The 24,041-nt window shown below is 59.4% G+C and carries 20 protein-coding genes; 4 read left to right on the top strand and 16 right to left on the bottom strand.

What is annotated here, in order from left to right; all coding sequences use genetic code 11:
• Position 1: 1 nt before the first annotated feature.
• The 7 genes from HMPREF2857_RS09290 to gatC form a co-directional block, all read right to left on the bottom strand.
• Positions 2 to 1,465: a YkvI family membrane protein gene (locus tag HMPREF2857_RS09290; RefSeq protein WP_070643889.1), complete on the bottom strand. Its 1,464-nt coding sequence runs from the start codon at positions 1,463 to 1,465 to the stop codon at positions 2 to 4.
• Positions 1,466 to 1,624: 159 nt separating this feature from the next.
• Positions 1,625 to 2,656, bottom strand: coding sequence for an ATP-dependent 6-phosphofructokinase (locus tag HMPREF2857_RS09285; protein WP_042389253.1), 1,032 nt, complete (start codon positions 2,654 to 2,656; stop codon positions 1,625 to 1,627).
• Positions 2,657 to 2,709: 53 nt separating this feature from the next.
• The gene (locus HMPREF2857_RS09280) at positions 2,710 to 3,834 is read right to left on the bottom strand and encodes an ABC transporter substrate-binding protein (RefSeq protein ID WP_070603750.1); all 1,125 of its coding nucleotides are present in this window, start codon (positions 3,832 to 3,834) and stop codon (positions 2,710 to 2,712) included.
• 10 nt (positions 3,835 to 3,844) lie between these two features.
• Positions 3,845 to 4,645, bottom strand: coding sequence for an ABC transporter ATP-binding protein (locus tag HMPREF2857_RS09275; protein WP_070643886.1), 801 nt, complete (start codon positions 4,643 to 4,645; stop codon positions 3,845 to 3,847).
• Positions 4,646 to 5,713, bottom strand: a complete 1,068-nt coding sequence (locus HMPREF2857_RS09270) for a FecCD family ABC transporter permease (RefSeq protein ID WP_083310548.1) — start codon at positions 5,711 to 5,713, stop codon at positions 4,646 to 4,648.
• 115 nt (positions 5,714 to 5,828) lie between these two features.
• Complete coding sequence (gene gatA, locus HMPREF2857_RS09265; RefSeq protein WP_016422480.1) at positions 5,829 to 7,343, bottom strand: Asp-tRNA(Asn)/Glu-tRNA(Gln) amidotransferase subunit GatA; 1,515 nt, start codon at positions 7,341 to 7,343, stop codon at positions 5,829 to 5,831.
• A gap of 15 nt (positions 7,344 to 7,358) precedes the next feature.
• Positions 7,359 to 7,652 (bottom strand): Asp-tRNA(Asn)/Glu-tRNA(Gln) amidotransferase subunit GatC, encoded by a 294-nt coding sequence (gatC, locus tag HMPREF2857_RS09260; protein ID WP_005509328.1) that lies wholly within the window; start codon positions 7,650 to 7,652, stop codon positions 7,359 to 7,361.
• A 227-nt stretch (positions 7,653 to 7,879) separates the two neighbouring features.
• Between gatC and HMPREF2857_RS09255 the strand changes: the two genes are divergently transcribed.
• Positions 7,880 to 8,545, top strand: a complete 666-nt coding sequence (locus HMPREF2857_RS09255) for an ACT domain-containing protein (RefSeq protein ID WP_048735304.1) — start codon at positions 7,880 to 7,882, stop codon at positions 8,543 to 8,545.
• Positions 8,546 to 8,689: 144 nt separating this feature from the next.
• Positions 8,690 to 11,056, top strand: a complete 2,367-nt coding sequence (locus tag HMPREF2857_RS09250) for a glycogen/starch/alpha-glucan phosphorylase (RefSeq protein ID WP_070643881.1) — start codon at positions 8,690 to 8,692, stop codon at positions 11,054 to 11,056.
• Positions 11,057 to 11,095: 39 nt separating this feature from the next.
• Here HMPREF2857_RS09250 and ligA read toward each other — a convergent pair whose 3' ends face one another.
• Complete coding sequence (ligA, locus tag HMPREF2857_RS09245; RefSeq protein ID WP_141752753.1) at positions 11,096 to 13,216, bottom strand: NAD-dependent DNA ligase LigA; 2,121 nt, start codon at positions 13,214 to 13,216, stop codon at positions 11,096 to 11,098.
• A 96-nt stretch (positions 13,217 to 13,312) separates the two neighbouring features.
• Here ligA and HMPREF2857_RS09240 point away from each other — a divergent pair, with 96 nt between their 5' ends.
• Together HMPREF2857_RS09240 and HMPREF2857_RS09235 are read left to right on the top strand one after the other, a co-directional pair.
• Positions 13,313 to 13,981, top strand: a complete 669-nt coding sequence (locus tag HMPREF2857_RS09240) for a 3'-5' exonuclease (protein ID WP_070643878.1) — start codon at positions 13,313 to 13,315, stop codon at positions 13,979 to 13,981.
• Between the two features lie 139 nt (positions 13,982 to 14,120).
• Positions 14,121 to 15,281 carry an ATP-binding protein gene (locus HMPREF2857_RS09235; protein ID WP_070643875.1) on the top strand — a complete coding sequence of 387 codons (1,161 nt, stop codon included), beginning with the start codon at positions 14,121 to 14,123 and terminating at the stop codon, positions 15,279 to 15,281.
• Positions 15,282 to 15,286: 5 nt separating this feature from the next.
• On the opposite strand, the gene HMPREF2857_RS09230 is transcribed toward HMPREF2857_RS09235, so the two are convergent.
• The 8 genes from HMPREF2857_RS09230 to HMPREF2857_RS09195 form a co-directional block, all read right to left on the bottom strand.
• Positions 15,287 to 16,339, bottom strand: coding sequence for a uroporphyrinogen decarboxylase/cobalamine-independent methonine synthase family protein (locus tag HMPREF2857_RS09230; RefSeq protein WP_070643873.1), 1,053 nt, complete (start codon positions 16,337 to 16,339; stop codon positions 15,287 to 15,289).
• Positions 16,336 to 17,475, bottom strand: coding sequence for a tRNA 2-thiouridine(34) synthase MnmA (mnmA, locus tag HMPREF2857_RS09225; RefSeq protein WP_070643870.1), 1,140 nt, complete (start codon positions 17,473 to 17,475; stop codon positions 16,336 to 16,338). Before mnmA ends, HMPREF2857_RS09230 begins: the two co-directional genes overlap by 4 nt.
• Positions 17,476 to 17,538: 63 nt before the next feature.
• Complete coding sequence (locus tag HMPREF2857_RS09220) at positions 17,539 to 18,690, bottom strand: cysteine desulfurase family protein (protein WP_070644043.1); 1,152 nt, start codon at positions 18,688 to 18,690, stop codon at positions 17,539 to 17,541.
• Positions 18,691 to 18,943: 253 nt separating this feature from the next.
• Complete coding sequence (locus HMPREF2857_RS09215; protein ID WP_070549672.1) at positions 18,944 to 19,888, bottom strand: electron transfer flavoprotein subunit alpha/FixB family protein; 945 nt, start codon at positions 19,886 to 19,888, stop codon at positions 18,944 to 18,946.
• A 54-nt stretch (positions 19,889 to 19,942) separates the two neighbouring features.
• Positions 19,943 to 20,728, bottom strand: coding sequence for an electron transfer flavoprotein subunit beta/FixA family protein (locus HMPREF2857_RS09210; RefSeq protein ID WP_070643867.1), 786 nt, complete (start codon positions 20,726 to 20,728; stop codon positions 19,943 to 19,945).
• A gap of 337 nt (positions 20,729 to 21,065) precedes the next feature.
• The gene (locus tag HMPREF2857_RS09205; protein ID WP_070643864.1) at positions 21,066 to 22,250 is read right to left on the bottom strand and encodes a THUMP-like domain-containing protein; all 1,185 of its coding nucleotides are present in this window, start codon (positions 22,248 to 22,250) and stop codon (positions 21,066 to 21,068) included.
• A 54-nt stretch (positions 22,251 to 22,304) separates the two neighbouring features.
• A complete protein-coding gene (locus tag HMPREF2857_RS09200; protein ID WP_070643861.1) occupies positions 22,305 to 23,144 on the bottom strand; it encodes an NUDIX hydrolase in 840 nt (279 codons plus the stop codon).
• A 6-nt stretch (positions 23,145 to 23,150) separates the two neighbouring features.
• Entirely contained in the window at positions 23,151 to 23,987 is an 837-nt protein-coding gene (locus HMPREF2857_RS09195; protein WP_049194094.1) for an ABC transporter ATP-binding protein, read from the bottom strand.
• Positions 23,988 to 24,041 lie beyond the last annotated feature (54 nt).

Genomic DNA, 24,041 nt, shown 5'->3' with positions numbered 1-24,041 from the left:
GTTAGTTTTCTTTCTTCGACTTAGGGTGAGCCACGCGCTTGAATGCATTCTTAGTCTGTCCTGCCAATTTCTTCGGAGCGGTGTCTACGGCCTCGCCTGGGAAGGAGTTCTTCGCAGTCTCGCGAGGATTGTCCGCGTCAGAGGCCTCTTCAATTTCGGAGAGCTTCTCCAGCCGCTCATTGTCCTTTTCTACGATGCGCTCGGCGTCATCCTCAGTGAAGTCCACGTTATCGTCGCTGACCAATTCCTCGACGATGTCATCGCGAACGCTTTCCTGAAGGTCGACGTTGGAAATGTTGGAGTTAGCCAAAGCTCGATCGAGCTTCTTCTGATCCGCGGTGGTGAACTTTTTGTTCGGATGCATCTTCCGGCGAGCGAGCTTGCGGATACGGCCGCGGCGCTTCGACTCCTCCATCAGCTTGTTACGTCCAGTCAAGTACGCACCACACAGAACAACGATGAGAGCAATACCGACGTATCCAAGGGCCGGGTAGATGGAGCCGACCAAAGCCTTGAACCCGAAGAAACTCAGGCCAAAACCAATCAGCACGGTCACGATAAACACCAAGCGGAAGCGGTGCGGAGTATTGCGCGTCAGGCGGCGGCCCAGCGCGTAGAACATGCCAATGGCCGTGTTGAAAATCATGGCGTAGATGATGATCGCCATCACGGTACCCAGGACCGGGTGGATTTCATTGACGATTGCCAGAGTCGGCATATCCTCATGGCCAACGTCCTTGACCTTGAAGAAGAGGGCAAAGGTCACCAGGGTCAGCAGACCTGCGTAGATGCTGCCGCCCATGAGACCACCGATGCCAGCTTCGCGCGGGTTCAGGTAGCTACCGCCGATGACGATGGACATCGACACGGCCACCATCACGCAGAAACCAACATAGTTCAGGGCAGAAATAGACCAGTGCGGCAGCGATGTCGACAGTTCATTGGTGTACTGCGCAGCCTCCGACATCGACGTGTCGGTGGTGAACAGAGTGTAGATACCGGCACCAAGCAAGAACACGATGATGAACGGAGTGATCATGCCAATCACGCGGCTGACCTTGTCGGCATCCAGCATGCCGACACCCAATGTCAGGGCAACCATGATGACGGCACCAATCCACACCTCAAGTCCGAACTGCTGGTTCAAGTTCGCACCGGCACCGGCGAACATGACGAAGCCGGTACAGAACAGCGTGATCATCACGGCGATATCCAAAATCTTCGAAACCCAATTGCGGGTGATTACGTCGAAGACCTCGGAGTGTTCGTCAGCCTGCAAATAGCTGGCAATTGACAGTACCGCCAGACCACTGGCAATCATCACGACGGAGGCAAGTATCACACCCCACAGTCCGTTGGTGCCGAATGCCACGAAGTACTGCATCATTTCCTGGCCGGAGGCGAATCCGGCACCGACAGTTAGGCCGACAAAGGCCATTGCAATTGTTGTGGCTCTTTTCCACATAGCGAGAAAATCCTAAATATTCTTCTATTTTTCAAAAAAACTGGAACCCTATAAAACATACTGCCCGGGCTGGTGATTGAAACACCAACCCGGGCCGTACGCCTATTTCGTTATGAAGATGTGCCGAAATGTTTAGCAAAGCGTGCTTAACCAACGCATTTAGCCAAACAGCGCAGCAGCTGCGCGGTAACGCCCCTCAGGTACAACCTTCAACTCTGAGACCGCATCATCGATGTCGATACGCTGAATGTCCTCGCCGTGGAGAGCAACAATCTTGCCGAAATCGCCCTCGTGGACCGCACGGGTCGCGTGGATACCGTAGCGGGTAGCCAGTACGCGGTCGTACGCAGTAGGCGTACCGCCACGCTGAATGTGGCCAAGCACCGTGGTGCGCACGTCGTACCCGGTGCGCTTCTTAATCTCCGCACCAATAACCTGACCAATGCCGTTGAAGGTTTGGTGGCCGAACTGGTCGACACCGCCCTCTTCGTAATCCATGGTGCCCGGCTTCGGGGTGGCGCCCTCGGCGACGACGATGATGCCGTACTTCTCGCCCATCTGGAAACGGCGTTCCATCGACTTCACAATCTCATTGATGTCGAATGGCTTTTCCGGAATGACAATGTGGTGAGCACCACCGGCCATACCCGCATGCAATGCAATCCAGCCCACGTGTCGGCCCATGACCTCAACAATCATGACGCGCTGGTGGGATTCCGCGGTGGTGTGCAAACGGTCAACCGCGTCGGTGGCAACGGCCACTGCAGTGTCGAAACCGAAGGTGTAGTCCGTACCGTTGACGTCATTATCAATGGTCTTCGGAACACCGACGACCGGCACCCCATTGTCCGAAAGCCACTTGCCGGCCTTCAGCGTGCCTTCGCCACCGATTGGAATCAGGGCATCGATGCCCGCATCAGAGAGATTCTCCTTGATGCGGTCGAGGTTGGACATGAGAATGTCCGGGTGCACACGGCCGGTGCCCAGCATCGTGCCGCCACGCAGCAGCATGCGGTCAATCCGCTCGTCGTCGTAAAGCTGAACCCTACGGTCTTCCATAAGACCAATCCAACCGTCCTCAAAGCCGACAACGGTTGAGCCGTACTCACTCGAGCTGGTACGGACAATTGCACGGATAACGGCATTCAGACCGGGACAATCTCCACCGGAGGTAAGGGTCGCAATTCGCATGATGCCCACCTTAGTCGCGTTAGTCAGATCGTGCTTGACAGCCTTGGTCAAAACTACTTCTGCAGGTACTCTTGCCCCGGCAGCTCGGATGGCAGCTCCATCTTCGTCGTCACCTCCGACGCCGGCAGAAGACCATATTCTTCGAGTGCCTTGCGCACGTACTCGGCGGCATCGATATTCAGCGGAGACTCCGTCCACAATGCAATCGGCAGGTTAATAAAGCGATTTTCCTTGACCGCCTCTAGATCCTTCGTTGCCGGATTCGTGCGCAAAACCTTGATCTTCTCTTCGAAGGTCTGACCTGGGTAGTCCACCAGCGCAATGAAGTCGGGTTCCGTTTCCGCGACATGTTCCCAGGACATCGTGGTCCAGGTGTCCTTAATAGACTCGGCTGCATTCGTCGCGCCGGCCTTTTCCAGGATGCCCTGCGGTGCGCCAAAGGAACCCGAGGTAAACGGTGCGTCGCCGGCAGAGTCAAAGAGGAAGCCCACCGGCTTCTTGTCGCCCTTCGGCGCGGCATCCAGGGCTTGCAGACGGTTATCAATATCTGCAATAACCTTGTCGCCCTCACCGTCGTGTCCGGTCAAAGTAGCGATGTTCTTCAAATCGATTTTGACAGCTTCCCACGGGTCCACCAGACCACGAGTGTGCCCCGGGTCGCCACTGCCTTCCTTGCCCGCCGAGGCTGCGTCACCAGTGCGGCAAGATTCCGTCAGGGTGTAGGCACCGATACCGTGCTCGGAAAGCGATTCCGGGGTAATACCCTTATCCTCGCTAAATCCATAGCCCCAGCCCGCCAGCATCAGATCCGGCTCGGCCGCAATAACCTGCTCCAGATTCGGGTATTCCTTCGCAACTTCTGGCTTCTGCGCAATTTCATCGCCGTAAGCTGCGGTCAACACCGGCAGGTGCGAGGCCATAGAGCTCACTGCAGTGATCTCATCCGCGGCCCCCACAGCTAGCGCCAGCGAGGCGATATTACCGTCGTTGATGAGCAGCTTTTTAGCTACACCCGGGTAGCTGACTTCTTCACCGCAGTTGGTGAGGGTAAGGCCTGACGACGAAGCCTGCGTTCCCTCATCAGAGCCACAGGCGGCGGCTCCGAATACCAGTGCAGCCACTGCGATACCAGCTGCTGAGGCACGCAGGGGACGTCGGAAAGCATGTGCGTTATTCAAGGGAGTACTCCTAGTTGATGGTGGCAGCATCCAGCTCGCTATCGATTGCGAGATGACGGCGGCCAGAGGGGGAATTGAGCTGACAGGATTCAACCTGAAAGATTTTGGCGACGAAGTCGCGGGTCAGCACGTCTACGGGGATGCCGTCGGCCGCGATACCGCCGTCCGCGACCACGATGACGCGGTCGAAGTGGTTCATCACCAGGTCCAAGTCGTGGATGGCGGCAATGACACACGCTCCGCTGGAGCGGGCCAGCCGGAGGACGGATTGTTGATGGCGCACGTCGAGGTGGTTGGTGGGCTCGTCGAGAAGCATAATCGGCGAGTCCTGGGCGATGGCGCGCGCCAAACATACGCGACGACGTTGCCCGCCCGAGAGCTGCCCACACAGGCGTTGCGCGACTGTTTCCAGACCTACGAGCGCCAGCGCACGGTCGACGTGGGAGTTGTCCTCGGCAGTGTTGCCACCCAAAAGTCGCTGGTAGGGCAACCGACCGAGGGAGACAAAGTCGCGCACGCGCATTTCGGCGGGTGGGACCTCGTTTTGTGCGACGAAAGCGAGATCACGAGCGCGGTGCTTCGAGGTGATTGAACTCATCGATGTGCCGTTAATCTTGACCTCGCCCGCGGCCGGTTTCGTGATTCCGCCGAGCGCACGCAGCAACGTGGATTTGCCCGCGCCGTTAACACCGATGATGGCGGTCATGGGCTCCGCGCCGAAGCTGAGGTTGACTCCACTGACGATGGTGCGTCCGGCGATGTCACAGCGCACATCTTTCGCGGAGAGGACAGATTTTTGTGGGGCGCTCATTTATTCGGCACCTCCGTAGCTGTAGTGCGAGCGGCTCATGAGGTAGAGGAAGAGCGGTGCGCCAACCAGTCCCGTGACCACGCCGAGCGGCATTTCCTGGCTTCCGCCCACTACGCGCGCGATGATGTCCACCCAGATGAGAAACAGCCCACCCATGAGTGCAGCAACCGGTAGGACAACGCGGTGCGTGGCACCTACCAAGATGCGGGTCAAGTGCGGAATCACCAGGCCGACAAACCCGATACCGCCCGATACCGCCACGAGCGTGCCGACGAGGACAGCCTGGAGCACAAATACCTGCGTGCGTAGCCGAGAAACGTCAATACCTACGGCCGCTGCGGTGCTCTCACCAGTTGCCAGCGCATCGAGATGACGGGCCTTGAACAGGAAAAACAACAGTACTGCGATGAGGACGATGAGCGGGAAGAGTGTCTTCATCCATGTCGCACCGGCAACCGAGCCCAGCATCCAAAACATCACGGACTGCGCGGCCCTCGGGTCTGGCCCAGCGAAGACCATGAAGCTACTCAGCGCGGAAAACGCAGCGGAGAGCACAACGCCAGAGAGCACCAAACGCAGCGGGGTTAGTCCTCCCCCGGCCGTGGCGAAGGCGCCGACTGCGAGGGTGGCCATGACTGCACCGAGGAGTGCGCCGAATGTCAGCGGCGCGATGGGGCTACCGGAGAAAGCACCAAAGATGATCACCGCGGTCGCACCGGCGCCGGCACCCGCGGAAATACCTAGCAGATACGGGTCTGCCAACGGGTTACGGACCAATGTCTGCATAGCCACACCGGAGACAGCTAGCCCCGCCCCTACAATCGCTGCGAGAATTCCCCGGGGAGCGCGGAGATTCCAGATGATGGTGTCCGAACTGGCGGGCACAGACTCATCGAGCTCAGTGCCGAAGAGGTGTTGCGAAATGACCTGTGTCGTGGTGGACCAGGTGATATCCGCCGAGCCGAAGACCACCGCAGCGACCAGACTGATGGCAATGGCTATGACAATGACCAGCCCATAAATCCACGGCATAAACCGCGGCGGGTTTTTAATTCTGACCCTCTTCATGTTTGCGTTCCTGCGCATGTATGAAATTTCCCCCGGCACGACAACAACCGCCGCTCTCCCACTTCGGTGAGAAAACGACGGTTGAAGAAAACCGACTAACGCTTATTGAGCGCTTTTATGCAATCGGGCCACGAACCTTTTCGTAGGCCGCGCCGACCTTGTACAGACGATCATCACCGTGGCGCGGAGCCATAATCTGCAGGCCCACCGGCAGGCCGGTGTCTTCAGCCAGGCCCGACGGCACGGACATGCCACACATGCCGGCCAGGTTGAGCGGCAGAGTACACAGGTCGAACATGTACATGCTCAGCGGGTCGTCAACCTTCTCGCCCAGTTTGAACGCAGTGGTCGGAGTGGTCGGCGAGATCAGGACATCCACCTGTTCGAAGGCCCGCTCGAAGTCCTGCTGAATCAAGGTACGGACACGCTGTGCCTGGATGTAGTAGGCGTCGTAGTAGCCGACCGATAGCGCGTAGGTACCGATGATGATGCGTCGCTTAACCTCATCGCCGAAACCAGCGGCACGGGTCATAGCCATGACCTCATCGGCGGAGTGCGTACCGTCATCACCAACACGCTGGCCGTAACGCATGCCGTCGAAACGAGCCAGGTTGGAGCTGACCTCACACGGCAGAATCAGGTAGTACGCGCTCAGTGCGTGGTCGAAGTTCGGGCAATCGACCTCGACAACCTCCGCGCCAGCTTCCTTAAGCTTGTCGACGGCCTCGTGGAAGCTGTCCAGTACACCGGCCTGGTACCCCTCGGTGCGGTCAAACTGCTTGACGATGCCGACCTTAACCCCCGTGAGGTCACCGGTAGCACCTTCCTTGGCAGCAGCAACCACATCGGCAATCGGCTGCTCCGTGGAAGTCGAGTCGTTCTCGTCGTGGCCAGCAATGATTTCGTGCAACAGCGCGGTGTCCAGAACGGTACGCGCGGTCGGGCCACCCTGGTCCAACGAGGAGGCACAAGCGACCAGGCCGTAGCGGGATACCGTGCCATAGGTCGGCTTCACACCGACCGTTGCGGTCAGAGCTGCTGGCTGACGAATCGAGCCACCGGTGTCAGTACCGATAGCCAGCGGAGCCATACCGGAGGCCAGCGCCGCGGAAGAGCCACCACCGGAACCGCCTGCGGTGCGCTCAACATCCCACGGGTTGTGAGTCGGGCCGTAAGCGGAGTTCTCAGTCGACGAGCCCATCGCGAACTCATCCATGTTGGTCTTACCCAGGATTGGGATGCCAGCTGCACGCAACTTGGCAGTAACCGTTGCGTCGTAAGGGCTCATGTAGCCCTCGAGCATCTTGGAAGCGCAGGTGGTCGGCGCATCGGTGGTAGTGAAGACATCCTTCAGCGCCAGCGGAACACCGGCCAGTGCGGAGGCCGGCTCCTCGCCAGCATCCAGCGACTCATCGACCTTGCGAGCTGCAGCCAGGGCCTCTTCGGCACCGACGTGCAGGAATGCGTGAATGTCCTCATCAATTGCCGCGATACGGTCGAGGAACGCCTGGGTGACCTCTACCGAGGTCAGCTCACGAGCGTGAATCTTCTGTGCGAGCTCAAAAGCGCTCAGCCCCAGAATCGGGTCCTCAGCAACAGCGGCATGCAGGTTCGGGTTAGCTGCAGTCATTTCTTCCACGTACTCCTACTCGCCGAGAATCTGGGGAACTTCGAAGCGCTGGCGGTCCTGCGACGGCGCCTGGTCCAGCGCCTGCTCCGCAGTCAGCGTCGGCTTGACGACGTCCTCGCGCATCACACCGGACAGCGAAGAGGGGTGACTCATCGGTTCAACATCATCCGCAGCCACCTTTTGAACGGCCTGGACATGGTTAATAATGCCGTCGATCTGACCGGCGAACTCGTCGAGTTCCGCGTCAGTCAGAGCCAGACGGGACAATCGCGCTAGGTGGGCGACCTCATCGCGTGAGATAGCTGGCACGCTAGTACCCCTTTCATTTCTTCGTACGAAGCTAGTGCACAGAAGTTTAGTTGAAACTGATTTTGAACCGCGCGAGCGGGCTGTACTTGCCAACAGTAGTCGTTGTCGCCAAGCAGTTGTCCGCAGGGTCTTACATTTCAAAGGTTTACCCTGTAGCCTAAATCACTACTTCTATAGTTACACCGCAAGCATCACTATCAATTATTCGAAAGGTTGTGCACACAGCCATGAGTTACCTCCTTCGCATCCAGCTTCCCGACGAACCAGGCGCACTTGGCTACGTCGCGGCTGCCCTGGGCGAAGTAGAAGGTGATATTCGCAGTGTCGATGTCGTAGATTACGGCGCTAATGGCGTTGTTGTTGACGACATCGTGGTTGACCTGCCCATGGGCCTGCTACCAGACACACTGATTACAGCGGCTCAGTCCATTAGCGGAGTGGAAGTCGATTCAATTAGGCCTTTCTCCGGCTCGGTTGACCGCCGCGGACAGATTGCACTGCTGGCCAAGTTCTCACAGCACACGAAGAACTTGGATCGTGCCCTCGGAGATGTCGTCGACGGCCTGCCTCAGACTATGACTGCCGGCTGGGCTATCGTCCTCGGCGAACAGAGCGATGGCCGCTGGGTACGTCGCGCTTCCTCTACCGCTGCTCCAGAGGATAACGGCCGGACTCTGCCGGAAGCCCCGATTGACTCGCCGCGAAACCTCGATCCGGACGAAGAAACGTGGCTGCCGGAGGACTGGACAGTTATGGACTCCTCCATTGCCGCCACTCCGATGGGCAAGGGCCTCGTTCTCGTTATTGGCCGGCCCGGCGGGCCGGACTTCCTACCAAGTGAGGTTGAGCACTTGGGCCGGATTGGCACGATTGTCGGCGCAATCATCGACTAGCAGCGGCTAATGGGCTGCCCTCTTCTGAGGGCAGCCCCCTTCCGCTCGAAGCTCTTACCCTAAGGCTCCTCCCCTATGGAGCGCAGTGATTCACGCTTAGCGGTAAAGTCTGGAACTGATACCAGTCAATAAGGAGCTTCTTTGATGTCGAACTTGAGTGACCTCGTCGGATCCCACATTCGTGCCGAGTCCGGCCGTGTCCCCCAGTCGTCCACTGAGATGGAATTCTGGTCCGGTCTGTCACGGGTTGTTGTCGATAACCTAGCGGACAACTGGCAGCGCACCACGGAGGCATACGCTGCTACCCGCCAGCAGCACTACTTCTCCGCCGAGTTCCTCATGGGTCGCGCCCTGCTGAATAACCTGCTCAATGCAGGTCTGGTGGATGAGGCCTCTGCTGCCGTGAAAAAGTACGGCAAGAATCTGACAGACGTGCTCGAGGCTGAACACGACGCCGCTCTCGGTAACGGTGGCCTGGGTCGTCTGGCCGCCTGCTTCCTGGATTCCTGTGCCACGCAGAATCTGCCGGTGACCGGTTATGGCATCCTCTACCGCTACGGTCTGTTCAAGCAGACCTTCGAAGATGGCTTCCAGGATGAGCACCCGGACCCGTGGATGGAAGAGGGCTACCCCTTCGTCATTCGTCGCGAGGAACTGTCCAAGATTGTCACCTTTGATGACTTGGTGGTGCGCGCTGTTCCATATGACATGCCAATTACCGGCTACGGCACCGATAACGTCGGCACGCTGCGCCTGTGGCACTCGGAGCCGATGCGTGAGTTCGACTATGACGCCTTCAACTCGCAGCGCTTCACCGACGCCATTGTCGAGCGTGAACGCGTCCATGACCTGTGCCGCGTGCTCTACCCGAATGACTCGACCTATGACGGCAAGGTCCTGCGTGTCCGCCAGCAGTACTTCTTCGTCTCCGCTTCGCTGCAGACGATGATCGATTCTTACATCGAGAATCACGGCGAGGACCTGCGCGATTTCCACAAGTACAACTCCATTCAGCTCAATGACACCCACCCGGTGCTCGCTATCCCAGAGCTGATGCGTCTGCTCCTGGATGAGCACGATATGAGCTGGGACGACGCCTGGAACGTCGTGTCCAACACCTTCGCCTACACCAACCACACCGTTCTGGCAGAAGCGTTGGAGACCTGGGAATACTCCATTTTTGACCGTCTCTTCGGCCGCGTTCTGGAGATCACCCGCGAGATTGACCGCCGCTTCCGCGAAGACCTGGCGGAGCGCGGCTTCGACCAGGGCAAGATTGACTACATGGCGCCGATTTCTCACGGTCGCATCCACATGGCGTGGATCGCCTGCTACGCCGCGTACTCCATCAACGGTGTTGCTGCTCTGCACACGGAGATCATTAAGCGCGAAACGTTGAAGGACTGGCACGATATCTGGCCGGAGCGCTTCAACAACAAGACCAACGGAGTCACCCCGCGCCGCTGGCTCAACCAGTGCAACCCGCGCCTGTCGGCACTGCTGACTCGCCTGTCGGGTTCGGACGCCTGGGTCACTGACCTGGACAAGCTCGCTGAGCTCGAAAAGTTTGCTGACGACGAGGCCGTGTTGCGTGAGATTCTCGAGATCAAGCACGAGAACAAGAAGGACTTCGCCACCTGGCTGGAGCACCGCCAGGGTATTTCGGTGAACCCGGACGCCATCTTCGATACCCAGATTAAGCGTCTGCACGAGTACAAGCGCCAGCTTCTCAACGCGCTCTACATCCTGGATCTCTACTACCGCATCAAGGAAGACCCAACGCTGGACGTGCCACCGCGCGTATTCATCTTCGGTGCCAAAGCCGCCCCAGGCTACGTTCGCGCGAAGGCCATCATTAAGTTCATCAATGCTATCGCGGACAAGGTCAACAACGATCCGGACATGGACGGCCGCCTGCAGGTCGCCTTCGTTGAGAATTACAACGTCACCCCGGCAGAGCACATCATCCCGGCCACCGACATCTCCGAGCAGATTTCCACTGCCGGTAAGGAGGCTTCGGGTACCTCGAACATGAAGTTCATGATGAACGGCGCACTGACGCTGGGCACCATGGACGGCGCAAACGTCGAAATCGTCGACGCCGCCGGCGAAGAAAACGCCTACATCTTCGGTGCGCTGGAAGAGGAACTGCCGGAGCTGCGCCGCACCTACAGCCCGCGTGGCACTTACGAAACGGTGCCGGGCCTCAAACGCGCGGTCGATTCGCTTGTCGACGGCACTTTTGCTGACGGTGGCAGCGGAATGTTCCACGACCTGCACTTCTCGCTGCTGGAGTCCAACGGGTACGAGCCGGCCGATGTTTACTACGTCCTCGGCGACTTCGCTGACTACCGCGAGACCCGCGACCGCATGGCGGAAGACTACCGCGACGAGCTGGCATGGGCCAAGAAGTGCTTCCTGAACATCATCCGTTCGGGCCGCTTCTCCTCCGACCGCACCATCCGCGATTACGCCAATGAGGTCTGGAAGCTGGAAGAGACCAAGATTTAGGCCCCGGCTGGGCCAAATCCTGGCTGGGCCAAGCCCCAGCTAGGCCTGACCAGTTTCCAGCAACCGCTTGAACCCATCCTCGTCGAGGATGGGCAAGCCCAGTTCCTCGGCCTTTGTGGCCTTGGAACCGGCGTTTTCGCCAACCACCACGTAGTCGGTCTTCTTCGACACCGACCCTGCGGCCTTACCGCCACGGGAGATAATGGCTTCCTTCGCGCTGTCGCGAGTGAAGTCCTCCAAAGAGCCGGTGACTACCACGGTCAATCCCTCTAGCACCTGATCTGGACGATCGGCGACCTCATCGGCCATACGCACACCGGCAGCTTCCCAGCGCTCGACAACCTCGCGGTGCCAGTCCACCTCGAACCAGTCAGCCACGGAATCGCCGATGATCTCGCCAATGCCATCGATGGCCGAAATCTCCTCGCGGCTCGCAGCGCGCAGCGCCTCCATCGAGCCGAACTTCTGTGCCAAGGTCCGCGCCACTGTTGGACCCACATGACGAATGGACAGGCTGACCAATACGCGCCACAGCTCTTTATCCTTAGCTGCCTCGATGTTGGCCAACAGTTTCTTACCATTGGCGTTCAGGGTTTTCCGCGAAGCCGTAGTGTAGACCTCAGTGCCGAGCAAATCTTCCTCGGTGAGGTCGAAGAGGCGGGACTCGTCGGCAAGCACGCCGCGATGAATCAAATCGGCAGCGCCCCTCTCCCCCAGGTTTTCGATATCGAACCCGGAGCGGGAGGCGAGGAATTCAATTCGACGCCGCAGCTGACCTGGGCAGTAGCGGGTATTGGGGCAACGCCAATCGGCATCGCTGTCCTTTGCCGGAGCCAAACGAGTACCGCACTCGGGGCAGAGAGTCGGGTAAATGTACTTTCGCTCGCTACCATCTCGGAGATCGGCCACGGGGCCGAGTACCTCTGGAATCACGTCACCGGCCTTGCGGATGGTCACACGGTCCCCGATGAGCACACCCTTTCGGTGCACCTCGGAAGGGTTGTGTAGCGTCGCCATCTCGACAGTTGACCCGGCCACGAAGACCGGCTTCATCACGGCATATGGCGTCGCACGACCAGTTCGGCCGATGGAGACTCGAATGTCCAGCAGGTCCGTGGTGACCTCTTCTGGCGGATACTTGTAGGCAATCGCCCAGCGCGGCGCCCGTGAGGTCGCGCCCAGCGCGCGCTGCTCGGAAAGGGAGTCAACCTTGACCACAAGCCCGTCCATCTCGTGGATGGCATCGTGACGGTGCTCGCCCCAGTACTGCATCTGCTTGACGACGTCATCCGCGGAATGAACCTGCTTTGTATACGGCGACACGTGGAAACCCCACTCGTCCAAGGCACGATAGGCCTCGTGCTGAGACTGTGGACGCCAGCCCTCGATATGACCAATTCCATGACAAATCATGGACAAGCGACGCTTCGCCACTTCTGCAACATCCTTCTGTCGCAGGGAACCGGCGGCGGCGTTACGGGGGTTGGCAAACGGCTTCTGGCCTGCGTCGACGCGATCAGCATTGATGCGTTCGAACTCTTCCAACGAGATAAAGACCTCACCACGCACCTCGAGCACGTCGGGAATGTTCTCGCCACTGATTTCATGCGGAATATCTTCGATAGTGCGCGCATTGGCGGTGACGTTCTCCCCCACGCGGCCGTCTCCGCGGGTGGCCGCCCGGACAAGGCGGCCCTTCTCATAGACCAGGTCGATAGACAGGCCATCGATTTTCAGCTCGGTCAGATACGCGCTGGCCGGGGTGCGGGCCAGCCAGCCGCGCAACTCCTGCTCATCGAAAACATTGTCCAAGCTGTAGAGGCGTTCGAGGTGCTCAACGGGCTCGAACACTTCCCCGTCGGCAGGCGTGTCGACCTGCGCACCGACCTGCTGCGTGGGGCTGTCCGGCACCACCAGATCGGGCCACTGCTCCTCTAACCGCTGCAGTTGACGGAACATCTCGTCATACTCAGCATCGGAGATAACCGGCTGCGCGGTGTAGTACAGCGCAGCGTTCTCGCGGATGCGAGTTGCTAGATCTTGCCACTTCTCCCGGACGTCCGCCGGCGCTGGCTCGGAGGCGGGGGCGCTGGAAAACGAAGACAAATCGGAGGTTGACAGGTCGGAGTTCTCATCGGTCGAGGAAGTCACGTCGCTCATTCTATGTCATTGCCCGGATGCGCCGGGGGACACGGAAATTCTCTTGACCTTGTTCCTGCCCCTCAGCGAATCCGCACTCTCCGCTACAGTTGAGACATGCATAATTTCGATCCGCGACGCATGCTCGCGTTTGATCTGGAGACTACCGGCACGGATCCTCGCACCTGCAAGATTGTCACTTCCGCACTGGTCCGACTGACTGAGCAGGGCAAAGATTCCACCATCATGCTCGCTAATCCCGGTGTCGAAATTCCGCAAGCTGCGTCTGATGTGCATGGCATCACCACTGAAAAAGCTCGCGCGGAGGGGCGCCCGCACGATGAAGTGCTAGCGGATACCATTGCCGGCCTTCGAGCTGCCTGGCGCGATGGTCTGACCGTAGTGGCCTATAACGCGGCTTATGATCTGACGGTACTGCGCTCGCAGGATTCCAGTTTTACCGTTGACGGGCTCGTGGTCGATCCCTTTGTGCTGGACCACTACTTTGATCCGGAACGTCGTGAAAAACGCACATTGACTGATGTCTCCCGCCATTATCAGGTGCGCCTGGACGGAGCACATGATGCCACCGAAGATGCCCTGGCTGCCGCGCGTATCGCATGGGTGATGGCGCGCCACTACCGGGAGCTAACCGAAAAATCGGGAGAAGAGCTAATGGAGCTGCAGGCCGTCGCGTACTACCAGTACAAGAAGAACCTGCAGCAGTACCTGACCGAAAAGGGTAAGGATACGTCGGACTTCACCTTCGGGTGGCCGATGGACTGAGCAGCGGCCCCCTCACCCTCCCCGGCTCTCCCAATATCCAGAGTTTTGTGATTATCCAACGGAAACCGAATATCCAAAATCCGGCGGTGTATCCAAGTTATCCAAGTCGATGTGGATTATCCATTGCTATGATTGATGCGTGACCACTCGCAGCGACAAGGCCATCTCCATCCCACGCAATCCTTTCCACCCCACATTCGGCCGATCCCCGGCCATCATCGGTGGGCGCGATGTCGAGCTGGACTCGTTTGAGCTGGCTCTGGCGGAAGGCCCCGGTAATCCCTGGCGAACCGCGCTAATTTCCGGTACCCGCGGAATCGGCAAGACGGTACTTCTCAACGAGTTTGAAGCCGCAGCAAAGCAACTGGGATGGATTGTGCTGCGTGCTCACATCGGCTCTGAAATGATTTCTGAGCTCACCGATGTCACCATTCCGCGCGCTTTCAGTGCCATTGACAGTGCACCGACGGGCAAGGGCCGTCACCTCACCGGCCTGTCCATCGCCGGCATTGGCGGGTTTAAGACGGAAGTCAGCACTTCTCAGCCCGAGCCCGGCAGGAATCTGCTCAGCCAACTTCAGGATCTCTCGGCTCTCCTCATGCCACAGGGATCCGGCATCTTGCTCACTCTCGACGAGGTGCAAAGTGCAGCCCCCGCACAGCTCAACGAAATTGCCCATGCAATCCAGGACCTAAATCGCGACGATGCGGAGATTGCCTTTGTCGCAGCCGGGCTGCCCAGCGGTATCGAAGACTTGCTCCAGCTAGAGGGCGCAACATTCTTACGCCGTGCCGAACGCGTGACTCTGGGCCGATTGGACGTGGAGACCACCAAGGACATCATTCGCAGAACTGCAGAACTCGGCGAACGCGCGATGACCGAGGATGCCGTCGAGCTGGCCGCTGAACTCAGCCACGGCTACCCGTATCTCATACAGACCATTGGCTCAGTCGCTTGGGCTAAGGCCAGGTTGGCCCACTCGGACACCATTACCGCTCAGCATGCCTCGGATGCCACAGCGGAATCCATCCGCCGCATCGGGCTGCAAGTTCATGCGCCCAGCCTGCGGAAAGTGCCACCTCGCCAGATTGATTTTCTCAAAGCGATGGCGCGCCTCTCCCCCAATGGAAAGCCCGTGGCCACGAGCGCCATCGCAGAGACCATGGGACGCAAACTCTCTGGCATCTCACAGCTTCGCCATGACCTGATTTACCGCGAGTTGATTGTTTCAGCGTCGACGGGATACGTGGAATTCACACTTCCCTACTTCGCCGACTACCTCAATACGCTGGTGGAATAAGGTCACTATTCGTCGTGAGCCAAGTCACCGGCTGCCCGACGAAGAAGCTCCGTGGCATTGCGGCCTGCGCCGAGTTGCGCCTGTGCTTCTTCATTGGAGCTGGCAGCAAAGCCGCCCATCGGCGCCAGATTCAGGCTCTCAGCAATCTGTAGGCGCGAATAGCCCAGCTCATCCCAGAACAGCGCTGCTTGCTCAGCGAGTGCTCGAGCCGGTGTCGCCACCGGGACGCCCGTGTGCTCTTCTCGCTCCGTGACCGTCACTGGCACAATACCCAGCTCCAGGGACATATCGGCACCGACCACGGCAGCCACAAAATCCAGTTGCTGCGTGGTGGTCAGTTCTTTGCGAGGTAGCCACACTCCGGCCGCACCGGAATCCGCCAAGGCCTGAACAGCCAGGCCATCGGGGCTCGACAGCGCGATGGTCACTTCGATTTCGTCGTCACGCAGCGGCCCCGTGACCTCGCGGAAGATCTCCGCGATTTCGCGGTGCCCCTGGGCGGGGAGATAGCCCGCGTTGCCCATCAGCATGGACGGGGCCTTGATTTTGCCCTGTACGACTGCGCCGAGTGCGGGTTCTGCCAGAAGTACCTCGATGTCGCTGTCGAAACGCCGACGGACATCGGTGATGTGGGAAGCCAATCCCGCGGCTAGCGACTGCGCGAAGTGCTTCACGGCGCCGCGGTCAACGGCGATGAGATGGCCTGCGGCATTTTCCACCGAAGCCGCCATCGTCCATGGGCCGAGAGCGGTCAGGCGAATCTTCTGCGGGGTGCGTCCCCACGCTTCCTCGCACGCGTCGATGTCACGGTGGAGATAATCAGTGGCCAAGGCACTCGCGCGACCACGACGGTCGGCGACTTTCCAGGAGCGCGCTCCCCTGTCGACGACGAGGTCAGCCATGAGGGCGGCCGTGCGACCGACGGCATCGGCGCCGAACCCCCGGGCGGGCAACGTCGGTAGCGTGAGGTGACCTTCCAGGCATTCGCCAATGACAATCTCTGCCGCCTCGCGTGGATTGCGGCCCGGCATCGGGCCAAGGCCGACAAAGGAGGTCACGACAAGTCCTCTTCACGGGCGGTCGAGACAATCGTGCCGGAGCCCAGCACGTAGTCGCCCGCAGTGTCAGTGTGGTACAAAACAGCGGCCTGACCAGAAGCGACACCACGAAGCGGATCGCTCAGGTGCAGCCGGAAGGCGCCACCGCGTCCGGTGATGTCATCGTCAGGTCCTGCCAGCACTTCAATGCGGCAGTCGATGGGGCGACCGTGCGCACGCACCTGCACCTGCAGCTTGCCGGCCTCCGAGGCAGCGAGTACCTCATCCGGGTTGGCCAGCCAGATGGCACGGTCGGCCTCGAGCACGTTGACATTCAAGTCCGCAGCCGTGCCGATTGTCACCGTGCCGGTCTCTGCATCAATGCCGGTGACATAGCGCGGCTTGCCATCCGGCATCGGCCCCGCCAGGCCAATCCCCTTGCGCTGACCAATGGTGAAACCGTAGACACCGTCGTGCTCAGCGACGGTGTCGCCAGTTTCCTTATCCACAATGGTGCCCGGGCGACGGCCAATCTTCGCGCCCAGGAACGCCTTGGTATTGCCATCCGGGATGAAGCAGATGTCGTAAGAGTCCGGCTTGTTGGCAGTGCCTAGTCCCATCCCGCGGGCTTCTTCACGAATCTCTGGCTTCTCGGTGTTTCCTACCGGGAACATCGAGCGCTGCAGCTGCTCGCGATCCAGCACGCCCAGGACATAGGACTGGTCCTTCTTCGCATCGCGGCCGCGGCGCAACAGGCCGTCGTCGCCAAGCAAAGCGTAGTGCCCCGTGACCACAGCGTCGAAGCCGAGCGCGATGCCGCGCTCTAGTAGAGCGGCGAACTTGATGCGTTCATTGCAGCGCAGGCATGGGTTCGGCGTCTCGCCGCGCTCGTAGGAGTCGTAGAAGTCATCCATGACCTCTTCCTTGAAGCGCTCGGAGAAATCCCAGACGTAGAAGGGAATGCCCAGCTCATCGCAGACGCGGCGGGCATCGCCGGAGTCCTCTAGCGAACAGCAGCCGCGGGATCCGGCGCGAACGGACTGCGGATCTTTCGACAGCGCCAAGTGCACGCCGACGACCTCGTGACCTGCGGCCAATGCACGCGCCGCAGCCACGGAAGAATCCACACCACCGCTCATTGCTGCAAGAACTCGCATTGCGTTGCAACCTTTCCCCTCTAGATTTTGTGCACGTGTCACCGTACCACCACGGGGCAAAAACTAAGCCATGCCAGCACGCCGCGCCCGCTCGACCGTTTCCGGCAGCGCCGAAATGACGGCGTCGACATCCGCCTGCGTCGAGGTGTACCCCAGCGTAAAACGAATCGACGACCGCGCTTCCGGCTCCGAAACGCCCATCGCCATCAGCACGTGCGAGGGACGATTAACGCCCGCGCTACATGCCGATCCCGTAGAACAGTCAATTCCCGCCGCATCGAACAGCATGATCAAACTATCGGCCTCCGCGCCCGGGAAGCTGGCGTAGACATGCCCCGGCAAAGCGAGCTCGCTGGTGTGGATAATCGCACCGTCGATGTGCATGATTGCCCTGATGAGCTGCTGCGTCAGACCGCGGATTCGCTCATTGTCCGCCGCCATCGTGTCCACCGCCGCGCGCAGTCCTGCCGCCATGCCCGCCGCCGACGCCACGTCCTGCGTGCCCGAACGCAGTCCGCGTTCCTGCCCGCCGCCGTTGTTATGCGGGGTAAGTTTCGCTTCACGACGAACAAGCAGCGCCCCAATCCCACGGGGACCGCCGAACTTGTGCGCGGAGATGGCCATTGTAGTGGCGCCACTTGCGTGGAAATCAATGGGCAGATGTCCGGCTGCCTGCACAGCATCGATATGGAAAGGCACGCGAGCATCCTTCGCCCGCTTGGCAATCTCCTCCACCGGCTGGATGGTGCCGGTCTCATTGTTCGCCCACATGCACGTCACCAGCGCGGTGTTCTGCCGACTCATCTCCGGGAACTGCACCATGTCAACGCGACCATCAGCACCTACAGGAGCCTCAACAATCTTGGCCCAGTGTTCCTTTTCCAGATGGTGGCATGTCTTCAACACTGCATCGTGCTCGATTGGTGGAACCACAATGTCCGAGCCAGAGGCCTTGAAGTACAGGCCTGAAATCGCTAGATTGTCGGCCTCAGTTCCACCGGAAGTAAAAACTACCTCGATGGGATCGGCACCAAGCAGCTCTGCAATTTCTTCTCGGGACTCTTCCAGAACCTTTTTCGCAATGCGTGCGGTGGCGTACTGCCCCGAGGGGTTGGCCAGACCTAGGTTCTCGACCATTGCCGTGCGCGCTTCTGGGCGCAATGGTGTAGTCGCGGCATGATCCACAAAGTGACGGGTCTTCGCAGCAGACTTCATTTCACTCTTCACGTCCGGAGCGGCAACGATGTGGTCATTAAGCATGCAGGCAGTATAACGCTGCGTGCGCCTTATGCTCACTATCCGCCATAGTTAAATCTCACTATCTGCACGAACAGATGAGTAGGACCAAAAAAATGCTCGGGGCGGGAACAGACAGGAAATCTGTGCCCACCCCGAGCGGGTAGTTGCTAGCCGAGTTGACTCTCGACCAGCAGCCTTACGCAACTAGCAGACTTCAGGCAAGTGCGTATTACTTCAGGTTCTCGATAGCCTGCGGAACAACGTCGAACAGGTCACCGACGACACCGAAGTCAGCAATCTCGAACAGCGGAGCCTCTTCGTCCTTGTTGACCACAACGATGGTCTTGGAGGTCTGCATACCTGCCTTGTGCTGGATAGCACCGGAAATACCCAGAGCAACGTAGAGGTCCGGGGAAACGGTCTTACCGGTCTGGCCAACCTGGAACTGACCCGGGTAGTAGCCAGCGTCAACAGCAGCACGGGAAGCACCAACAGCTGCGCCGAGAACGTCTGCCAGCGGCTCAACAACGTTCTTGAAGCCATCCTCGGATGCGACACCGCGGCCACCGGAAACAACCAGCTTAGCCTCGGTCAGCTCCGGACGGTCGCCGCCCTCAGCCGGTGCGAAGGAAACGATCTCGACAGCGTTGTTGCCGATCTCTGGGAATGCAATCTCGGTAACGTCAGCGGAACCGGACTTCTCCTCCGGGTCAACGGAGCCCGGACGCAGAGCGTAGACCGGGGATGCGCCGTAGCCGACACCGTCAACGATGTACTCGCCACCGAAGATGGAGTACTTAACGGAAGCGTCATCGTTGATAGCAACAACGTCGGACAGCAGACCGGAACCGGTCAGCGCAGCGACGCGGCCAGCGATTTCCTTGCCGGTTGCGGAAGCGGAAACCAGCACCGGAACCTCACGCTCGGAGGCCAGGCCGACGAGAACGTCAACCTCAGGGGTGATCAGGTACTTGTCGGCATCGTCGGACTCAGCAGCGAGAATCTCGCCAGCGCCGTAGGAGGCCAGGGTGTCTGCGAAGCTAGCAGCGGTACCCGGGGTACCCACGACAACTGCGGCCGGGGTGCCGAATGCGGAAGCAGCGGTCAGCAGTTCAGCGGTGGTGTTCTTCAGCTCGCCATTTGCGTGCTCGACGAGAACGAGGACGTCGGTCATAGTGATCTTTCTCCTACTTGTATCTCTATTTGTCTTCTATTCGCGTCAAGCGCCTTAGATGAACTTCTGGGCCTTGAGGTACTCGGCCAGCTTGGCGCCGCCGTCTCCCTCATCGTTAATGCGCTCACCAGCGGTCTTAGCCGGCTTCGGAGTGGAGCCAGTGACACCGGTAGCAGCGTTTTCGAGACCAACCTGCTCTGCCTCAGCAGCAACATCGTCCAGAGTCAGCTCGGTGACCGGCTTCTTCTTAGCGGCCATGATGCCCTTGAAGGATGCGAAGCGCGGGCTATTAGCCTTCTCAGTGACGGAGACGACTGCCGGCAGGGATGCCTTGAGCTTGTAGATGCCGTCTTCGACCTCGCGCTCACCGGTGATGGAGTCACCGTCGATAGCGACGGAACGCAGGTGAGTCAGAACCGGGAGGTCGCGATAGACACCGAGGATAGCCGGGACGGAAGCGGTGCCACCGTCGGTGGAGGCGTTACCGGTGACGATGAGGTCAACATCTTCGAGGGTGTCAATGACGTTGGACAGAGCCCATGCGGTCTGAACAGCGTCGGAACCTTCAAGTGCGTCGTCCGAAAGAATGACGGCGTCGTCTGCACCCATGGACAGAGCCTTGCGCAGTGCCTCGATGGCACGATCCGGGCCAACAGTTGCGACGGTAACGTTTCCGCCGTGCTCTTCCTTCAGCTGCAGGGCAGCCTCAACAGCGTTCTCATTAATTTCGTCGAGAACTGCGTCTGCAGACTCACGATCGAGGACAAACTTGTCATCGGTGAGCTTACGCTCGGACCAGGTGTCCGGAACCTGCTTGACCAGAACCACGATGTTCGGCATTTTTCTGTCGTCCTTACTGGTTGATTACTGGTGAACGTTTATCTGACCTTACTTCGCAAGCCGCCTCACAATAAAGTGAACCAGGCCACGCTCTAGGTCGTCTGTGTTGAAGATAACAGAACCTATCGCCAATGCGAAGGTGATCCAGATAACAATGTCGTTATTTTTTTAAATTTTTTTCTACACCACGAGCACAGCCCGCCCGCCAACATGCTATTTCCGCATGTCAGACGTTAATAGTACGCAATCAACTGCAGCTGTCTCCGCAGTATTCGCCAACAGCAAACACCGATCCCCAACGGGCTACCCCCACCAATGTTCCGTCGTAAAGCGGTCCTCAACCGATCTCCCGGGGCTGACAGATAAACGCCGTCGCGCTCCGTCCGATGCGCGTGACCACCACCGCCAACGCCCTGGAGCCCTTAAGCTTCCACTGCTTGCGCAACGCGTCGGGGTTGACGTCTACGCCGCGCACGAGAATCTCCACCGATCCGCAATCCAACGCTGCCAGTGCCTTGCGAACCTGCTTCAACCCCACTTGCTCAATAACTTCGAACCCGGCAATCCCCTGCGGCAAAACATCGCCACTGACGTGCGCAATCCGCTCATCGAGCTGCCAGAGCCCATGCGCCGCCGCAAAATGCCGCACCAGCCCGGCGCGCACAATCGCCCCATCCGGATCAATGATGTACCGGCCGGCAGCGCGCACATCGACGTCGTCAGGCATGGTGTCGTCGTAGGTCTGCACGTCCACCGCCGAAAACTCTAACGGCCTGTGCTTATCGACGGTCTGGATAACCATCGCCGATCGCGTTACGGATTGCCCATCGGTAACTCCGGCCAACCCCGGCGTATATAGACATGCCTCCTTGACCGCACCGTCCACCGAAGTGACAGCCACTTCCCCGCTCCACTCGCTGAAGTCGAGGCCCGGCGCACATTTGATAGCTAGTTCTTTGTCGGGCCAGGCGGCTATGAGCGCCGGCAGCGATGGGAGCAAGTCCTCCGGGTTGGTGATCCTGCGACCACCGGAGCGGCGTGCAGGGTCAGCGACAATGACGGGTGCGTCAAAGGTCGGTTGCAAAGCATCGGCCTGCGCGAAAATGTTCTTGCCGACGTTATGCCGCGCCATGGCCAGCCGCGCAAGGTCGAGATCAGACCCGACAACGGTCAGGCCCTCGTGGTCAATTGCTGCCACTTCAGTACCAATGGAGCAGGTCACATCGGCCACTACTTCGACACCGAGATCCGCAAGCCTACGGGCGCGAGCCAGCGCGACGACAAAGGGCGTGGCCTGCTGCGCTGCTTCGGAAGAGAAGATCCAGTCCCCTGGCAGTTTGCTGACCGCAGAACGCCGAGCTGCCGCGACTTCAATGACCGCGCGACCAAACTCGCCACAGTGTTGGCGTAGATGCGCGGAGTCTGCAATCAGAGACTTTTTAGTGAGCGCGAGCTGGTCGGCCTCATCTAGCCACTCCGGATGAGCAGCAACAGCGGCCACCTCTGCAGCGGACAGGGACACTCGTTATCTCCTTCCAACTAGGGATCAGCCGGTTAACGGGGGTTGAGTAGTCGGCTAACGGTTCATACCTTTGCGCAAATGCCCCATGTGGGTGGCAACGGCAAAGTACTCATCCATAAAAGGTTCCCCGAGGAAGTCACTACTGGTGCGTCGCACCGGAGTGTTTCTGGCCGCCTCGAGAGCCTCCGCAACAGTGCTGACGCCGTCCAAGCGAGTTAGTTGCGCCCAGGTCGGAGGCATGAGGCCAAGTAGACCACGGCGCCATCCATCCAAAATCGTCGTCGGGCGGAACCAACCTGAAGATGATGCCTCAGAGGTGTCACCGTCGGCCCTTTGACCGTCGGGAAGCGCGGCGAGGAAGAAATAGGTGTCGTAGCGAATGGGGTTGGATTCGGGTGTCACCCAGTTAGCCCAAGGACTGACGAGTTCGGCATCGAGCGCCAGATTTTCATTGCTAAGGAAATCCGTCAATGACAACTCGTGGGCTTCCAACTGTCGTCGCTGACGGTGGAAGCGGTAGCCATCTGCGACAATCTCACCGCCAGCATCGCGAACCAACAGAGTGCCTGTTTCCTCAAAGGTCTCACGCACGGCCGCGCAGGTGAGCGCGTGCGCCCGCGCGCGGTCGACGTTAAAAGCCTGCGCGATCCGCGACTCGGGGTCGGCTTCCGACGGCTCGGTCACGGCCATGACCTCATTCGCGACAGCTGGGAAATCACGCTGGTCTACTCCACCGCCGGGGAACACGGTCATGTTGGCCGCAAAGCGCATTGAGGATACGCGTTCTTGAACGTAGACCTCGAGCCCGCAGTGGGTGTCGCGGAGCAGCAACACAGTCGCAGCCAGTTTCGGCGACGCGGGCGTATTCGGGGTTTCAGGTGTCGGAACCGCCATGAGCGTCTACTTCTTCCGGTGCTTTCCAGCAGGCCGTGCCCGGCGCGCAAAGTAGCGATCATCGATGCGATCGACGACGATTTCCTGGTGGAAAGCCCTGGTCAGGTTCTCGCTGGTCAGGACGTCGTCAATAAGCCCCTGTGCGATGACATTGCCTTCGTCGAGGAGCATCGCATGGGTGAAGCCGTACGGAATTTCTTCCGGGTGGTGCGTAATCATCACCATCGCCGGCGCATCCGGGTCGAGTGCGAGTTCGCCTAAGTAACCGACCAGGTCCTCACGGCCGCCGAGGTCGAGTCCGGCTCCCGGCTCGTCGAGAAGCAGCAATTCGGGGTTGACCATCATGGCTCGTGCGATGAGTACGCGCTTGCGCTCCCCCTCACTGAGAGTGCCCCAGGTGCGGTCTGCAAGATGCTCAGCACCCATGCGCTCGAGAATCTCGGAGAGCTGTTCGAAATCCATCTCTTCATAGGTCTCACGCCAGCGACCCAAGACGGAGTAACTGGCAGAGATTACAAGGTCCGCGACCTTTTCATCATTGGGAATGCGGTGAGCAATCGACGATGATGTCAAACCAATCATGGTGCGCAGATCACGCATGTCGGTGCGCCCAATCTGCTCGCCCATCACATGAGCCACCCCTGAAGACGGGAACTCCTCCGCTGCAGCAATGCGCATTAAAGAAGTCTTGCCTGCGCCGTTCGGCCCCATGATGACCCAGCGCTCGTCAAGTTCTACTTGCCAATCCACCGGCCCGACCAGCGTACGGCCACCACGGATGAGGTTTACGTCGCGAAAGTCGAGTAGCAAATCTTCGTTAAAGTCTTCTTCCAATTCAGCCACACATCCATGGTGCCCTAACTTTGCCCAAATGTGCGCTTGGACATTCTCATCTAT

Source organism: Corynebacterium sp. HMSC076C10 (genome assembly GCF_001812455.1).
GTDB lineage: Bacteria > Actinomycetota > Actinomycetes > Mycobacteriales > Mycobacteriaceae > Corynebacterium > Corynebacterium jeikeium_D.
Note: the sequence above shows the minus strand (reverse complement) of the source record. Positions and strands in the feature narration are given on the sequence as shown.

Bases quoted from the DNA above. Each gene is read 5' to 3' on its own strand.
- HMPREF2857_RS09270 (WP_083310548.1), bottom strand. From the start codon at position 5,713: ATGAAGAGGGTCAGAATTAAAAACCCGCCGCGGTTTATGCCGTGGATT.
- HMPREF2857_RS09220 (WP_070644043.1), bottom strand. From the start codon at position 18,690: ATGAAGTCTGCTGCGAAGACCCGTCACTTTGTGGATCATGCCGCGACT.
- mnmA (WP_070643870.1), bottom strand. From the start codon at position 17,475: ATGCGAGTTCTTGCAGCAATGAGCGGTGGTGTGGATTCTTCCGTGGCT.
- HMPREF2857_RS09290 (WP_070643889.1), bottom strand. From the start codon at position 1,465: ATGTGGAAAAGAGCCACAACAATTGCAATGGCCTTTGTCGGCCTAACT.
- HMPREF2857_RS09275 (WP_070643886.1), bottom strand. From the start codon at position 4,645: ATGAGCGCCCCACAAAAATCTGTCCTCTCCGCGAAAGATGTGCGCTGT.
- HMPREF2857_RS09255 (WP_048735304.1), top strand. From the start codon at position 7,880: ATGAGTTACCTCCTTCGCATCCAGCTTCCCGACGAACCAGGCGCACTT.
- HMPREF2857_RS09240 (WP_070643878.1), top strand. From the start codon at position 13,313: ATGCATAATTTCGATCCGCGACGCATGCTCGCGTTTGATCTGGAGACT.
- HMPREF2857_RS09200 (WP_070643861.1), bottom strand. From the start codon at position 23,144: ATGGCGGTTCCGACACCTGAAACCCCGAATACGCCCGCGTCGCCGAAA.
- HMPREF2857_RS09285 (WP_042389253.1), bottom strand. From the start codon at position 2,656: ATGCGAATTGCGACCCTTACCTCCGGTGGAGATTGTCCCGGTCTGAAT.
- ligA (WP_141752753.1), bottom strand. From the start codon at position 13,216: ATGAGCGACGTGACTTCCTCGACCGATGAGAACTCCGACCTGTCAACC.
- HMPREF2857_RS09210 (WP_070643867.1), bottom strand. From the start codon at position 20,728: ATGCCGAACATCGTGGTTCTGGTCAAGCAGGTTCCGGACACCTGGTCC.
- gatA (WP_016422480.1), bottom strand. From the start codon at position 7,343: ATGACTGCAGCTAACCCGAACCTGCATGCCGCTGTTGCTGAGGACCCG.
- HMPREF2857_RS09215 (WP_070549672.1), bottom strand. From the start codon at position 19,888: ATGACCGACGTCCTCGTTCTCGTCGAGCACGCAAATGGCGAGCTGAAG.
- HMPREF2857_RS09250 (WP_070643881.1), top strand. From the start codon at position 8,690: ATGTCGAACTTGAGTGACCTCGTCGGATCCCACATTCGTGCCGAGTCC.